The organism is Kitasatospora sp. NPDC023120 (genome assembly GCF_055560835.1).
The window spans coordinates 360,285-374,338 of record NZ_JBVHHY010000003.1 but is presented as its reverse complement, the minus strand read 5'-3'; the positions used below and the strand labels follow the sequence as shown (position 1 = coordinate 374,338).

General features: G+C 72.2%; 15 protein-coding genes. 11 read left to right on the top strand and 4 right to left on the bottom strand.

Annotation, left to right across the window (positions count from 1 at the left end; genetic code table 11):
- Nucleotides 1–224: 224 nt before the first annotated feature.
- The 7 genes from ACZ3TI_RS06625 (at nucleotide 225) to ACZ3TI_RS06595 (ending at nucleotide 7,947) form a co-directional block, all read left to right on the top strand.
- Entirely contained in the window at nucleotides 225–986 is a 762-nt protein-coding gene (locus tag ACZ3TI_RS06625; protein ID WP_465724068.1) for a 3-hydroxybutyrate dehydrogenase, read from the top strand.
- Between the two features lie 224 nt (nucleotides 987–1,210).
- Nucleotides 1,211–2,572 (top strand): MFS transporter, encoded by a 1,362-nt coding sequence (locus ACZ3TI_RS06620; RefSeq protein WP_465724066.1) that lies wholly within the window; start codon nucleotides 1,211–1,213, stop codon nucleotides 2,570–2,572.
- A gap of 55 nt (nucleotides 2,573–2,627) precedes the next feature.
- Nucleotides 2,628–4,589 (top strand): helix-turn-helix domain-containing protein, encoded by a 1,962-nt coding sequence (locus tag ACZ3TI_RS06615; RefSeq protein ID WP_465724064.1) that lies wholly within the window; start codon nucleotides 2,628–2,630, stop codon nucleotides 4,587–4,589.
- Between the two features lie 146 nt (nucleotides 4,590–4,735).
- Entirely contained in the window at nucleotides 4,736–5,533 is a 798-nt protein-coding gene (lipB, locus tag ACZ3TI_RS06610) for a lipoyl(octanoyl) transferase LipB (protein WP_465724062.1), read from the top strand.
- Nucleotides 5,534–5,733: 200 nt separating this feature from the next.
- Nucleotides 5,734–6,687, top strand: coding sequence for a lipoyl synthase (lipA, locus tag ACZ3TI_RS06605; protein WP_465724060.1), 954 nt, complete (start codon nucleotides 5,734–5,736; stop codon nucleotides 6,685–6,687).
- A gap of 166 nt (nucleotides 6,688–6,853) precedes the next feature.
- A complete protein-coding gene (locus tag ACZ3TI_RS06600) occupies nucleotides 6,854–7,069 on the top strand; it encodes an SCO2195 family GlnR-regulated protein (protein WP_465724058.1) in 216 nt (71 codons plus the stop codon).
- A 179-nt stretch (nucleotides 7,070–7,248) separates the two neighbouring features.
- A complete protein-coding gene (locus ACZ3TI_RS06595; RefSeq protein ID WP_465724056.1) occupies nucleotides 7,249–7,947 on the top strand; it encodes a DUF4191 domain-containing protein in 699 nt (232 codons plus the stop codon).
- 95 nt (nucleotides 7,948–8,042) lie between these two features.
- On the opposite strand, the gene ACZ3TI_RS06590 is transcribed toward ACZ3TI_RS06595, so the two are convergent.
- A complete protein-coding gene (locus ACZ3TI_RS06590) occupies nucleotides 8,043–8,510 on the bottom strand; it encodes an RDD family protein (RefSeq protein ID WP_465724054.1) in 468 nt (155 codons plus the stop codon).
- A 286-nt stretch (nucleotides 8,511–8,796) separates the two neighbouring features.
- Here ACZ3TI_RS06590 and glnA point away from each other — a divergent pair, with 286 nt between their 5' ends.
- A complete protein-coding gene (gene glnA, locus ACZ3TI_RS06585; RefSeq protein WP_465724052.1) occupies nucleotides 8,797–10,209 on the top strand; it encodes a type I glutamate--ammonia ligase in 1,413 nt (470 codons plus the stop codon).
- A gap of 57 nt (nucleotides 10,210–10,266) precedes the next feature.
- Here glnA and ACZ3TI_RS06580 read toward each other — a convergent pair whose 3' ends face one another.
- Nucleotides 10,267–10,497, bottom strand: coding sequence for a SpoIIE family protein phosphatase (locus ACZ3TI_RS06580; protein WP_465724235.1), 231 nt, complete (start codon nucleotides 10,495–10,497; stop codon nucleotides 10,267–10,269).
- A 23-nt stretch (nucleotides 10,498–10,520) separates the two neighbouring features.
- Here ACZ3TI_RS06580 and ACZ3TI_RS06575 point away from each other — a divergent pair, with 23 nt between their 5' ends.
- Complete coding sequence (locus ACZ3TI_RS06575) at nucleotides 10,521–10,709, top strand: hypothetical protein (protein WP_465724247.1); 189 nt, start codon at nucleotides 10,521–10,523, stop codon at nucleotides 10,707–10,709.
- 293 nt (nucleotides 10,710–11,002) lie between these two features.
- Here the strand turns inward: ACZ3TI_RS06575 and ACZ3TI_RS06570 are convergent, their stop codons facing one another.
- Nucleotides 11,003–12,220 (bottom strand): cytochrome P450, encoded by a 1,218-nt coding sequence (locus tag ACZ3TI_RS06570; RefSeq protein ID WP_465724050.1) that lies wholly within the window; start codon nucleotides 12,218–12,220, stop codon nucleotides 11,003–11,005.
- Between the two features lie 197 nt (nucleotides 12,221–12,417).
- Here ACZ3TI_RS06570 and ACZ3TI_RS06565 point away from each other — a divergent pair, with 197 nt between their 5' ends.
- Nucleotides 12,418–12,774 (top strand): arsenate reductase family protein, encoded by a 357-nt coding sequence (locus ACZ3TI_RS06565; RefSeq protein ID WP_465724048.1) that lies wholly within the window; start codon nucleotides 12,418–12,420, stop codon nucleotides 12,772–12,774.
- A 21-nt stretch (nucleotides 12,775–12,795) separates the two neighbouring features.
- On the opposite strand, the gene ACZ3TI_RS06560 is transcribed toward ACZ3TI_RS06565, so the two are convergent.
- On the bottom strand, nucleotides 12,796–13,266 hold the full coding sequence (locus ACZ3TI_RS06560) for a pyridoxamine 5'-phosphate oxidase family protein (RefSeq protein WP_465724046.1): 471 nt from the start codon (nucleotides 13,264–13,266) through the stop codon (nucleotides 12,796–12,798).
- Between the two features lie 104 nt (nucleotides 13,267–13,370).
- Here ACZ3TI_RS06560 and ACZ3TI_RS06555 point away from each other — a divergent pair, with 104 nt between their 5' ends.
- Nucleotides 13,371–13,931 (top strand): DUF1697 domain-containing protein, encoded by a 561-nt coding sequence (locus ACZ3TI_RS06555; protein ID WP_465724044.1) that lies wholly within the window; start codon nucleotides 13,371–13,373, stop codon nucleotides 13,929–13,931.
- Nucleotides 13,932–14,054 lie beyond the last annotated feature (123 nt).

The following is a 14,054-nucleotide window of genomic DNA, read 5'->3' as shown; positions in this document are numbered from 1 at the left end:
GAATGTAGCGAGCATTCGGGCGCTATGGGTGGATCTGACCGAGCAATCCTCCGAACGGGTGAAGCAACCGCGCCCATTGTGGGGAAGCGCGGTCATCATGGGTTTGGCCTTCCGCGGTCGAACCGTCGATCGAGGGTCGTAGTGGTTGCCGCCATAGCCCGGCGGGACGCTGTGGCGGCCCACCACATGGGAGCCGGACCGCCGGATTCCTACCGTTCTCGGCCATGGACACCACTACAGCCCGCCCGCTCGACGGCCGTACGGCCCTGGTGACCGGAGCCGCCTCGGGCATCGGCCGGTCCTGCGCCGAGGCCTTCGCCGCGGCCGGCGCCCGGGTCTACGTCGTCGACCTCGCGGCCGCTCCGGCCGAGGAGCTCGCGGAGCGGATCGGCGGGCACCCGATCGTCGCCGACCTCTCCGACCCCGAGGCCGTGGACGCCCTGCCGGACGACGCCGACATCGTGGTCAACAACGCCGGGCTCCAACACATCGCGCCCGTGCACGAGTTCCCGCCCGACCGCTTCACCCTCATCCAACGCGTCATGGTCGAGGCCCCGTTCCGCATCCTGCGCCGGACCCTGCCGCACATGTACGAGCGGGAGTGGGGACGGATCGTCAACGTCTCCTCCGTCCACGGCCTGCGGGCCAGTGCCTTCAAGTCCGCGTACGTCACCGCGAAGCACGCCCTGGAGGGCCTGAGCAAGACCGTCGCGCTGGAGGGCGCGCCGCACGGCGTCACCAGCAACTGCATCAACCCCGGCTACGTCCGAACTCCCCTGGTGGAGAAGCAGATCGCCGCCCAGGCACTCGCCCACGGCATCCGCGAGGACGAGGTCGTCGAGCAGATCATGCTCGACCGCACCGCCGTCAAGCGCCTCATCGAACCCGCCGAGATCGCCCAACTCGCCCTCTGGCTCTGCTCCCCCGCCGCCTCCTACATCACCGGCGCCAGCCTCCCCGTCGACGGCGGCTGGACGGCCCACTGACCCGTCTCGCCACCTCACTCCCCGCGCACAGCACACCGATCGGCCCGCGCCTCGGACGTACCGGGGGCGCGGGCCGTCGTCGTGAGTGGGCGGTGGGGGGTCGTTATGGGGTGGCCGGTCATAGCCACCCCCCGGACTGTGTGGGTCGGGCACATAGTCCCGGGGGCGCGGGGTTCCTACCTTGTGGCGACACCGTCCCCCATCTGTCCTGGAAGTGGTGGCACATGAACGCCCCTGCACGTGGTTCGGCGGCGACCGGCTCGCTCCCGAGAGTGGTGGCTGCCAGCCTGATCGGCACGACCATCGAGTGGTACGACTACTTCTTGTACGGAACGGCGGCGGCGCTGGTGTTCGGGAAGCTGTTCTTCCCGAACACCGACCCGCTGACCGGGACGCTGCTGTCGTTCCTGACGTACGCGATCGGGTTCGCGGCGCGGCCGCTCGGGGCGCTGGTGTTCGGGCACTTCGGGGACCGGGTCGGGCGCAAGAAGCTGCTGGTGGTGAGCCTGCTGCTGATGGGCGGGTCGACGACGGCGATCGGGCTGCTGCCGACGTACGACTCGGTCGGGGTCGCGGCGCCGGTGCTGCTGACCGCGCTGCGGCTGGTGCAGGGGTTCGCGCTCGGCGGCGAGTGGGGCGGGGCGGTGCTGCTGGTGTCGGAGCACGGCGACCAGCGGCGGCGGGGGTTCTGGGCGTCCTGGCCGCAGGGCGGGGCTCCCGCCGGGAACCTGCTGGCGGCGGGGGTGCTGTCGCTGATGACCTCGGTGCAGTCGGACGCGGCGTTCCTGTCGTGGGGGTGGCGGGTGCCGTTCCTGCTGTCGGCGGTGCTGGTCGCGGTCGGGATGTGGATCCGGCTGGCGGTGGACGAGTCGCCGCTGTTCCGGGCCGCGCTGGCCGCGCAGCAGAACCGGGCGACGGTCGAACAGCCGCCGCTGGTCAGCGTGTTGAGGCACCACTGGCGGGAGGTGCTGGTCGCGATGGGGGCGCGGATGGCCGAGAACATCTCGTACTACGTGATGACCACCTTTGTGCTGACGTACGCGGTCACGCACGCGCACTTCGCCAAGCAGAGCGCGCTCAACGCCGTGCTGATCGCCTCCGCGATCCAGTTCGCGCTGATCCCGGTGTTCGGCGCGCTGTCCGACCGGGTCGGGCGCAAGCCGGTGTACCTGGTGGGCGCGGCCGGGGTCGGGGTCTGGGCGTTCGTGTTCTTCGGGATGGTGGACACGCAGTCCTTCGGGTCGCTGGTGGTCGCGGTGACCGTGGGGCTGGTCTTCCACAGCGCGATGTACGCGCCGCAAGCCGCTTTCTTCTCCGAGCTGTTCGCCACCCGGATGCGCTACTCGGGCGCCTCGATCGGGGCCCAGTTCTCCTCCGTGGCAGCCGGCGCGCCCGCACCGCTGATCGCCACCGCGCTGCTCAAGGACTACGGCAGCACGACGCCGATCTCGGTGTACGTCGCCATCGCGGCCGCGATCACCGTCCTCGCGGTGCTCTGCGGACGGGAGACCAAGGGGCAGGACCTCGCGGAGGTCGAGGCGCAGGCGACGGACACCACCCCGGTCGCGAAGCCCGCCACGGCCTGAGGGCCCAGCCGTTACTATCGCGCTTCCGCCCCACTGCCGATTGGCGGCACGCACCATGACCCACCCTCACGAAAGCGCCGCGCCCGCGCTGCGGCGGCTGCTCGACCTGCTCGCCTCGGGCGCCGCCACCGAGGACTTCGCCGACGTGTCGGCCGACGCCCGCCGCCGCGGGGCGCCGGCCACCGTCCTCGCCGAGATCGACGACGCCACCTGGCAGGCCCTGCGGGTCCACCGCACCCTTCGACAACACCGGCGCCGGGAAGCCGAGTTGACCGCGCTGTTCGACACCGCCGGGGACCTCGCCGCCTCCCGGGAGCTGGACACCGTGCTCCAGGCGATCGTCCGCCGGGCCCGGATGCTGCTCGGCACGGACACCGCGTACCTGACCCTGCCGGACGAGGCCGCCGGGGACACCTACATGCGGGTCACCGACGGCTCGGTCTCCGTCCTGTTCCAGACCCTGCGGCTGAGCCTCGGCGACGGACTGGGCGGCCTGGTCGCGCAGACCGCCCGTCCGTACGCGACCCCCGACTACCGCACCGACGAACGCTTCCACCACACCGGCACCATCGACGCGGGCGTGCTGGACGAGGGCCTGGTGGCGATCATCGGGGTGCCGCTGCTGCTCGGCGGGCAGGTCATCGGCGTGCTGTTCGCCGCCGACCGCTCGCCGCGCGCCTTCTCCCCCGACGAGGTCGCGCTGCTCTGCACGCTCGCCGCGCACGCCGCGATCGCCCTGGACACCGCCAAGTCGCTGGCCGACACCCGGGCCGCGCTCGCCGAGCTGAACGCCGCCAACGAGCTGGTCCGGGCCCACTCCGCCGCCGTCCAGCGCGCCGAGCAGGCGCACGACCGGCTCACCGACCTGGTGCTGCGCGGCGCCGAGGTGCCGGACGTCGCCGCCGCCGTCGCGGCGCTGCTGGACGGGGAGATAGCGGTCCTCGACGCCGAGGGCGAGCCGCTCGCCGGACGGTCCGCGCCCGCCGCCGAGCTGGCCGGGGCGGTCACCGCCTCCCGCACCGAGGGGCGGTCCGTACGCCACGGCGAGCTGTGGGTCTGCGCCGTGCTGGCCGGACACGACACCCTCGGCACCATGGTGCTGCGCGGGCGGCCCGACCTCGACGACGCCGACCGGCGGCTGTTCGAGCGGGCCAGCGTGGTGACCGCGCTCCTCCTGCTGCTGCGCCGCTCGGTGGCCGAGACCGAGAACCGGGTCCGCGGCGAACTGCTCACCGACCTGCTCACCGCGCCCGAGCGCGACCCCGCCGCACTCACCGCGCGCGGCCGCCGGCTCGGCGTGGACCTTGCCCGCCCGCACCTGGTGCTGGTCGCCGAGCCCGCCGCCGGGACCACCGAGCCGACCGGCACCGACCGGGGACGGCTGGCGGGCGCGGCCCGGCGGTACCTGTTCGGCTCCCGGGGCGTCAGCGCCGAGCACGGCGAGGCGGTGGTGCTGCTGGTGCCCGTCGAGGCCGGCGGCACCGACGACCCGGAGGAGACCGCCCGGCAGGCCGCCGAGCGGCTGGCCCGGCTGGCCGGCTTCCCGGTCACCGTCGGCGCCGGCCGCCCCTGCGCCGGCCCGGCCGCGCTGGCCGCCTCGTACGCCGAGGGCCTGCGCTGCGTACGGGCGCTGCGGGTGCTCGGCCGCGCCGGGGAGGGCGCCTCGGCCCGCGCGCTCGGCTTCCTCGGGGTCCTGCTCGGCGACGGCCACGACGTGGACGGCTTCGTCGGCGCGACCCTCGGCCCGCTGCTCGCCTACGACGCCCGGCGCGGCACCGAGCTGGTCCGCACCCTGCGCGCCTACTTCGACTGCGGCGGCAGCCTCACCCGGGCCAAGGACGAGCTGCACGTCCACGTGAACACGGTGGTCCAGCGGCTGGACCGGGTCGAGGCGCTGCTCGGACGGGACTGGAACCACCCGGAGCGGTCGCTGGAGCTCCAGCTCGCGCTGCGGCTGCAGCTGCTCGCGGGCGGCCGAGCGGGCCGACCGGGCGGGACGAACGAGCAGGACGGCTGAAAGATCCGAACGGGCCGGGGCGTACAGTGGCCAGGTTGGTCTCGAACGCCTGGCAAGGAGCGCGATTCGGTGAGCGAGCGAAGCGAGCGGACAATCAAAGGCAGCGCGTCTCGCGAAGTGACTGCCGAGCGCGGCGAGGCGGGCGCATGAGCGAGAACGTGCGTTTTGTACACATGGGCATAGGTGAGCGCACCGTGTCCTACCAGGAGGCGTGGGAGGAGCAGCAGCGGCTGCACGCGCTGCGGGTCGCGGACGAGATCCCCGACACCGTCCTGCTCCTGGAGCACCAGTCCGTGTACACCATGGGCAAGCGCACCAACCCCGCCGACCTGCCGCTGGACGGCACCCCGGTGGTCGAGGTCAACCGGGGCGGCGAGATCACCTGGCACGGCCCCGGCCAGCTGGTCGGCTACCCGATCGTCAAGCTGCCCGACCCGATCGACGTCATCGCCTACGTCCGCCGGCTGGAGGAGGCGCTGATCCGCGCCGCCGCCGAGTTCGGCATCGGGACCACCCGGGTCGAGGGCCGCAGCGGGGTCTGGGTGCTGGGCCGGTCCATCCCGGACGCCGTGGTGGACCCGGCCCAGGTGGTGGACATCGGCAAGCTGACCCTGCGGATGGGTCTGCCGCTGGGCATCGACCCGCGGCTGGCCGGCCCCGAGTACGCGCCCTCCAACGCCGGGCAGCGCGGTGACGACCGCAAGCTCGCCGCGATCGGCGTGCGGGTCGCCCGCGGCGTGACGATGCACGGCTTCGCGCTCAACTGCGACCCGGACATGACCTGGTTCGACAAGATCGTGCCGTGCGGCATCCGGGACGCGGGCGTGGCCTCGCTCTCCGGCGAGCTGAAGCGGGGGCTCTCCGTCGCCGAGGCGGCGCCGGTGGTCGAGCGGCACCTGGCGGAGCTCTTCGCCGAGCTGCCCGAACCGGCACTGAGCCGCTGACCCGGTCGGTGCCAAGCCGGTGAACCGGCCGGTGCCGAGCCGCCGACTCGACCGGCGCTCAGCCACCGAAACCCCTGAGCACTGGGAATCTACTGACCGGTAGCCGTGTTGCCCTGCGATTGCAGGGCGGCAGGCCCGGCGAAGGCCGTACAACCACAGGCGTACCCTGGGGGTACCCCGTCTAGTTCTAGGAGTCGCACGTGTCCGCTGTCGCGCCCGACGGCAGGAAGCTGCTCCGCCTGGAGGTCCGCAACAGCGAGACCCCCATCGAGCGGAAGCCCGAGTGGATCAAGACCCGCGCGAAGATGGGCCCGGAGTACAACGCCCTCCAGTCGCTGGTGAAGAAGGAGGGGCTGCACACGGTCTGCCAGGAGGCCGGCTGCCCCAACATCTTCGAGTGCTGGGAGGACCGCGAGGCGACCTTCCTCATCGGCGGTGACCAGTGCACCCGCCGCTGCGACTTCTGCCAGATCGACACCGGCAAGCCCGCCGAGTTCGACCGCGACGAGCCGCGCCGGGTCGCCGAGTCCATCGCCACCATGGACCTCAACTACGCCACCATCACCGGCGTCGCCCGCGACGACCTGGAGGACGGCGGCGCCTGGCTGTACGCCGAGACCGTGCGCCAGGTGCACGCGATGACCGCCGACCGCGCGGCCGGCCGCACCGGCGTCGAGCTGCTCATCCCCGACTTCAACGCGGTGCCCGAGCAGCTGGCCGAGGTCTTCTCCTCCCGTCCCGAGGTGCTCGCGCACAACGTCGAGACGGTGCCGCGGATCTTCAAGCGGATCCGCCCGGCGTTCCGCTACGAGCGCTCGCTGGACGTCATCACCCAGGCCCGCGCGGCCGGGCTGGTCACCAAGTCCAACCTGATCCTGGGCATGGGCGAGACCCGCGAGGAGGTCAGCCAGGCGCTCGCCGACCTGGTCGGCGCCGGCTGCGAGCTCATCACCATCACCCAGTACCTGCGCCCCTCGCTGCGTCACCACCCGGTGGAGCGCTGGGTGAAGCCGCAGGAGTTCGTCGAGCTCCAGCAGGAGGCCGAGGAGCTGGGCTTCGCGGGTGTCATGTCGGGCCCGCTGGTGCGTTCGTCGTACCGGGCCGGCCGGCTGTACCGGCAGGCGCTGGAGCGGCGCGAGCAGGCCGCGGTCTGACCTGACCGACAGGACTGAGCCATTGGAAGGGCGGAGCGGCGGCTCCGCCCTTTCGCGTTTCACCACGCTTTGACTGCCTGGTCACGGGCTGGTAACACGGGGTGGGGATGATGGACGCCCAGCAGGCGTTCGATTCTTCTCAGCCACACGAGAGGAGCTGTTCGGCATGGAGATGCGGATCCGATCGGTGGGGGCGGCGCTGCGGTTCGCCGAGAGCGTCCTGCTGGCACCCGGCCAGCAGCACGCACGCCGCAACGCCTGGGCGGCGGTGTGCGAGAACCGCCAGTACGCGGCGGACCGCCGGCACGACGCGCCGGTGGCGACCGAGACGGCGGCCGAGGCGGTCGTGGGGACGGCAGGAACCCGGCCCGTACGGCAGTGAGGCCGCGGTCCGTTCGGCGGTGAGGCTGCGCTCCGTACAGCGGTGAGGCCACGGCGGTGACACCCCGAGGTCGGTGAGGCCCCCGATGTCGCTGTGCGCGACGGGGCACGGGCACACGGGTCACGGTTCGGTGCGAACGGGTACCCGGGCTTGGATATCCCGCACCGGTGCCACGTACCATGAGCGTTATGGCGAGGGAAACATCCGAGAACCCCGGGCGACTGAAGCAGATCCGCCTGGCGTACACCATGACCAAGAAGGTCGACACCAAGATCGGCCTGATCATCGCCGGCGTCGGCCTGCTGACCTTCGGCGTGTTCCTCGCCATCGGCTTCGCGATCGACCACCCCGTCTACCTGGGCATCCTGGGCTTCATCGTGGCCGTGCTGGCCATGGCGATCGTCTTCGGGCGCCGGGCCGAGCGCGCCGCGTTCGGGCAGATGGAGGGGCAGCCGGGCGCTGTCGCGGCGGTGCTGAACAACATCCGGCGCGGCTGGAGCTCCAGCACCACGCCGGTCGCGGTCACCCGTAACCAGGACGCGGTCTACCGCGCCGTGGGCCGGGCCGGCATCGCGCTGATCGGCGAGGGCAACCCGAACCGGGTGCGCCAGCTGCTGGCCTCCGAGAAGAAGAAGATGGCTCGTGTCGTCGGCGACGTGCCGGTACACGACATCGTGGTGGGCAACGGCGAGGGCGAGATCCCGCTGAAGAAGCTGCAGATCCACCTCATGCGCCTGCCCCGCGCCATCACCGCCGCCCAGGTCACCGAGACCAACGACCGCCTGCGCGCGCTGGGCGACCTGCTCTCCAAGGCGCCGATCCCCAAGGGCCCGATGCCCAAGGGTGCCCGGATGCCCAAGGGCGGCCAGGTCCGCTGACCCTCCCCCGACCACACCAGAACGGCCCCGCCGCGGAGCTTCCGCAGCGGGGCCGTTCCGACGTTCCGGGGCAGGAGGCGCCCCGGGCGCGGTGACTAGAGGCGGACCTCGACGGTGCCGACCGCCTTGTCGTGCAGGCCGCGGGTGTCGCGGTCCCAGACCAGCGGGGGCACCACCAGGCAGAGCAGCAGGGTGCGCAGCAGGACCTGCGGGATGGTCGCGCGGCCGCCGTCCAGACGGACCACCCGGAGGCCGAACAGCCGCTTGCCGACCGTCGTTCCGGTCGTGGAGAGCAGCAGGGCCGCGACGAGGAAGTACAGCGGGCTGGTCCACAGGTTGGCCTCGGCCTGGTCACCGCGGGCGATCAGCCCGTAGGAGATCATCGCGACCAGCCAGCCGTCCACGAACAGGGCGCCGATCCGGCGGCCGGGGCCGGCGATCGAGCCGGGGCCCTCCTCGGGCAGCCCGAGGCGCTCGCCGCGGTAGCCGAAGTCGGCGCCCATCTTCTCGGCGGCCGCCTTAGGGCCGTCGATCCACGATCCCAACGCTTCTCTGGTGTCCACGAATCCACACTAACCGGGCTCACGTCGCGCACCGCCACCGGCACCCCTCGGGGCGGGGCGCCGTCCACGACCGGGTGAATCCCGCTCGCGGGGCGTTCCCTGGCACTTTCCCAGTGGTCCAGACCACTTGCCGGAGGTCGCCCAGGTCGGCGGGGTGATTTGCCCCGTCCCGTACGTCTTTGCCACCCGCCCGGGGGGCGTGGTTAACATCTAGGAAACGAGCGGGTCACCGATTGGAAACGACCCATTCCTAGGGTGAGCCCCATTCGCACGCCGAGGAGGATGGATGTTCAACAACGCCGCCGAAGTGAAGCAGTTCATCCAGGACAACGATGTGAAGTTCGTCGACGTCCGCTTCTGCGATCTGCCGGGCGTCTTGCAGCACTTCTCCGTACCTGCGGCGACCTTCGACCCGTCCGAGATCCTGATGTTCGACGGCTCGTCGATCCGCGGCTTCCAGGCCATCCACGAGTCCGACATGGCCCTCGTCCCGGACCTCGCCACGGCCCGGCTCGACCCCTTCCGGACCGAGAAGCACCTCAACATCAACTTCTTCATCCAGGACCCGGTCACCGGCGAGGCGTACAGCCGCGACCCGCGCAACGTCGCCAAGAAGGCCGAGGCCTACCTGGCCTCCTCCGGCATCGCCGACACCGCGTTCTTCGGGCCCGAGGCCGAGTTCTACGTCTTCGACTCGGTCCGCTTCGAGACCAGCGCCAACGCGTCGTTCTACCACATCGACTCGGAGGCCGGCGCCTGGAACACCGGCGCCGCCGAGGGCGACGCGCGCGGCTACAAGGTCAAGTACAAGGGCGGCTACTTCCCCGTCCCGCCGGTCGACCACTTCGCCGACCTGCGCGCCGAGATGTCGCTGGAACTCGCCAACGCCGGGCTGGAGGTCGAGCGCCAGCACCACGAGGTCGGCACGGCCGGGCAGGCGGAGATCAACTACAAGTTCAACACCCTGCTGCACGCCGCCGACGACCTGATGCTGTTCAAGTACATCATCAAGAACGTCGCCTGGCGGAACGGCAAGACCGCCACCTTCATGCCGAAGCCGATCTTCGGCGACAACGGCTCGGGCATGCACGTCCACCAGTCGCTGTGGAGCGAGGGCTCGCCGCTGTTCTACGACGAGCAGGGCTACGCCGGGCTCTCCGACACCGCCCGCTACTACATCGGCGGTCTGCTGCGGCACGCCCCCTCGCTGCTCGCCTTCACCAACCCCTCGGTGAACTCCTACCACCGCCTGGTGCCGGGCTTCGAGGCCCCGGTCAACCTGGTCTACTCGCAGCGCAACCGCTCGGCCGCGATCCGCATCCCGATCACCGGCTCCAACGCCAAGGCCAAGCGGATCGAGTTCCGCGCACCGGACCCGTCCTCCAACCCGTACCTGGCCTTCTCCGCCATGCTGATGGCCGGCCTCGACGGCATCCGCAACAAGATCGAGCCGCTGGAGCCGGTCGACAAGGACCTCTACGAGCTGGCCCCCGAGGAGCACGCCAACGTCCCGCAGGTGCCCTCCTCGCTCCCGGCCGTCCTGGAGGCGCTGGAGGCCGACCACGAGTACCTGCTCGCGGGCAACGTGTTCACCCCGGACCTGATCGAGACCTGGATCGACTTCAAGCGCACCAACGAGATCGCCCCGATCGCGCTGCGGCCGCACCCGCACGAGTTCGAGCTGTACTACGACCTGTAGGTCGGCGACAGGGTGTTCCGTAGGGCCCGTACTCGGCGCGCACGCCGGGGACGGGCCCTACGGGCTGTCCGGGTCCTGGGTGTCCGGGGTGAGGGCGAGGACGGCGAGGTCGCCGGCGAGCAGGCCCGCGTAGCGGTGGACGTCCTCGGCCAGGAAGGAGACCAGACGGTCGGGCGCGGTGGTGCCGAGGGCGGCGAGGCGCGGGGCCAGCGGGTAGAAGGCGCCGGCGGCGTCGCGGGCCTCGCTGACGCCGTCGGTGTAGAGCAGCACGGTGTGGCCCGGCGGCAGGCGGCGATGTAGACCCAGACGTGGTGCTGCTCGTTGATGTGTCCCGCGCGCAGGGCCAGGACGAGCTGGAGCGCCAGGGAGCCGCCGGTGGCGGTGGCGGTCAGCACCGGGCCGTAGCTGAACGCGGCCACCACGGGCAGCGCGGTCAGCAGGAAACCGGCCGCCACGGCGTCCGGGACGACGGCCTCCGCCCCCAGGTCCAGCACCAGTAGGACGACCGGGAGCCACGGGACCCAGCGCGGCACCCGGGGCTCCAGCGCGGCAGGGCGCGGCATGGGGGGTGCTGTGGGCACGGCGGGACCTCCTGGGCGGCGGCCGGTCCGGGCGATCGGTCCGGGTGATCAGACCGGTGGTCGGACCAGGTGATCAGACCGGGTGATCGGACGGTGACGGGATCGGGTGACGGGATCAGTCCGGAATCGCCGGGTTCGTCCCTCCCATGCTCTCCCACGGACGGCCCTGCCACGAACGGCCGAACGTCCCGTCCCTCCGGGGCCGCCCGCGGTCAGCGGACGGTCACCGGCAGCGTCTCGTAGCCGCGCAGCACCAGGCGGTCCCGCCGGGTGGCGACGCCGCCCGGGGCGAGCCGCGGGAAGCGGTCGAGCAGGGCGGGCACCGCGACCTCCGCCTCCAGCCGGGCCAGCTGGGAGCCCAGGCAGAAGTGCTGGCCGCCGCCGAAGCTGAGCGGCTGGCTGTCGGTGCGGGTCGGGTCGAACACCTCCGGGCGCTGGTACCGGGCCGGGTCGCGGTTGGCCGCGCCGATCAGCAGGGTCACCTCGCTGCCGGGCGGGGTGGGCATCCCGTCGATGGACAGGCCGTCCTCCAGCGCGACCCGCCCGGTGGCCTGCACCGGGGAGTCGAAGCGCAGCACCTCGTCGGTGAAGCCGGCCGGGGTGAGCGCACCGTTGCGCAGCCCGGCGGCCGCCTCGGGGTGGCGGAAGAGCAGGGCGAGGCCGTTGCCGAGCAGGTTCGTGGTGGTCTCGAAGCCGGCCACCAGCAGCAGCACCAGGTTGGCCAGCAGCTCCTCGGCGGAGAGCCGCCCGCTGTCCTCGGCGGCGATCCGGACCAGGTCGCTGACCAGGTCGTCCTGCGGGCGGGCCAGCCGCTCGGCGGCCAGTTCGGTGAAGTACCGGGAGAGCTCGTCCGCGGCCCAGTCGGCCTCGGTGAGTTCGCCGAGGTCCCCGCTGATCTCCAGGACGGCGGTCAGGTCGGAGGCGAGCCCGCGGAAGCGGTAGCGGTCCCGCTCGGGGACGCCGAGCAGCTCGCAGATCACCCCGACCGGCAGCCGGAAGGCGAAGGCGTCCATGAAGTCCACCGGCGAGCCGTCGGCGCCCTGCTCGGCCATCTCGTCCAGCAGCCGGGCCACCGCCTCCTCCACCGCGGGGCGCAGCGCGGCGACCCTGCGGGCGGTGAACACCGAGGCGATCAGCGAGCGGACCCGGGGCTGGTCGGGGGCGTTGCGCTGGAGGATCGAGCGGCCGAAGAGGGCGATCGAGGAGTGCGCGAGGAACTCCGGGACCACGCCCGCCATCATGTCGGCGGTGGCGACGCCGAAGGCGGGCGTGCGCAGCACCTTGTTGACCGCCGCGTAGCCGCTCACCACGAACACCCCGTCCCCGGCCGCGGTCACCGGGCCGAGCTCGTGCGCCCTCGCGTACAGCGGGTACGGGTCGGTCCTGACCTCCGTGGTCGACAGCAACTCGATGATCGCCGCGCCGTCCATACGGTTCTCCCCTCCCGAGACCACGCTTCCTGATTCGTGAACCGGCCGCGGGGGCAGGGGAGTTCCCGCTCAGGGCGGGGTTCCGGGACCGGGTTCCGGGGCGGGGTTCCGGGGCGGGGTTCCGGAACGGGTTCCGGTACGCAGGCGGGATCGGGCAGCGGATCGGACTCGGCCGGCCGGTCGGTAGGCTGGCGGGCATGGAGATCTGGATCAACCCGCGCTGCAGCAAGTGCCGGACGGCGCTCCACGAGCTGGACGACGCCGGGGTCGAGTACACCGTGCGGCGCTACCTGGAGCAGCCGCCGACCGCGGCCGAGCTGGAGCAGGTGCTGGAGCGCCTGGGCCTGGAGCCGTGGGACATCACCCGCACCGACGAGCAGGCCGCGAAGGACCTGGGGATGAAGGACTGGCCCCGGGAGGCGGGCGAGCGGGCCCGCTGGATCGCGGCGATGGCCGAGCACCCGGTCCTGATCCAGCGCCCGATCATCACCGCGGACGACGGTCACGCCGTCGTGGCCCGCACCCCCGAGGCCCTCAAGTCCGTTCTGCCGTAGGACGCACCGGGCACCGGCCGGTCAGTGGAGCTGCGTCGTCTCCACCGGCCGGCCCGGGTGCCAGTTGTGGACCAGCAGGTGCTCACCCTCCAGGGCGGTGTGGACCACCTGCTCCAGCTCCAGCCGGAAGGCGTGGAACGGGGTGGGCGGCGGTTCGGGCAGATCGGCGGCGAACGCGGCGAGTTCCGTCTCGTCGGTGATCTCGACCGCCCGGCCGGAGACCTTGGAGTCCCCGCCGGCCATGGTCTCGTCCCCCGGGTGCGCGTGCAGGGCGAAGCGGGCGTCCCGCTGGAGGTCGCGCGCCTTCACCGCGCCGTACATCGACCCGATCCACAGGTCGTCGCCGACGAAGTCGACCTCCGTCCCGCTGACCCGGGGCGAACCGTCCTTGCGCAGCGTCGCCAGGACGTGGTGCTTGTTGGCCTCGAAGCGGGCCCGTACCAGGGGCGCCAGATCGGGAGCCTGCTGCTCGAAATCCTGCCAGGTAGCCATGGCGCCAGTCTGGCACCGGGCACTGACGACCGCCGTGCGCGAACCGCCTCCGGGGCACCGGTGGAGACCGGGCCGCTGTCGTACGCCGGTGCCACACTGGCGGGGTGACCACCACGACCACGTACATCGCGTTCCTGCGGGCCATCAACGTCGGCGGCCGCACGGTGAGGATGGAGCGGCTGCGGGCGCTCTTCGCCGAGCTGGGGCTGGGGAACGTCCGCTCGTACATCCAGAGCGGCAACGTCTTCTTCACCACCGACGGGTCCGCCACCGCGCGGGAGCGCGCCGCGCTGACCCGGCGGATCGAGGAGCACCTGGAGCAGTCGCTCGGCTACCCGGTGCCGGTGATGCTGCGGACGGTGGACGAGGTGGCCGAGCTGCTCGCCGCCGAGCCGTTCCGGGGCGTCGAGGTGACACCGGACGTCCGACTGGTCGTCGCCTTCCTCTCCGAGCCGCTGCCCGCCGAGCTCGGCCGTCCGCACCGCTCGCCCAAGGGCGACGTCGAGGTGCTCGGCGCCGATCCGGGGGCCGCGTACGTCGTGATCCACCTGCAGGACGGGAAGTGGGTCACCAAGGACATGTTCGGCAAGGGGTACCAGGGGTCGGTCACCTCCCGGTTCCTGCACACCACGGAGAAGATCCTGGCTGCCGCCCGCAAGGCCTGACGGACCGTCCGGCCTGCGGGAAGCCCGCCGGAGCCGCGGCGGAACCGCAGGGAACCGGAGGCGGAACCGCGCGGCCGGACGGGGCGTCTGGACTCCCGTGACGTACGAACCACGCGCCCGCGA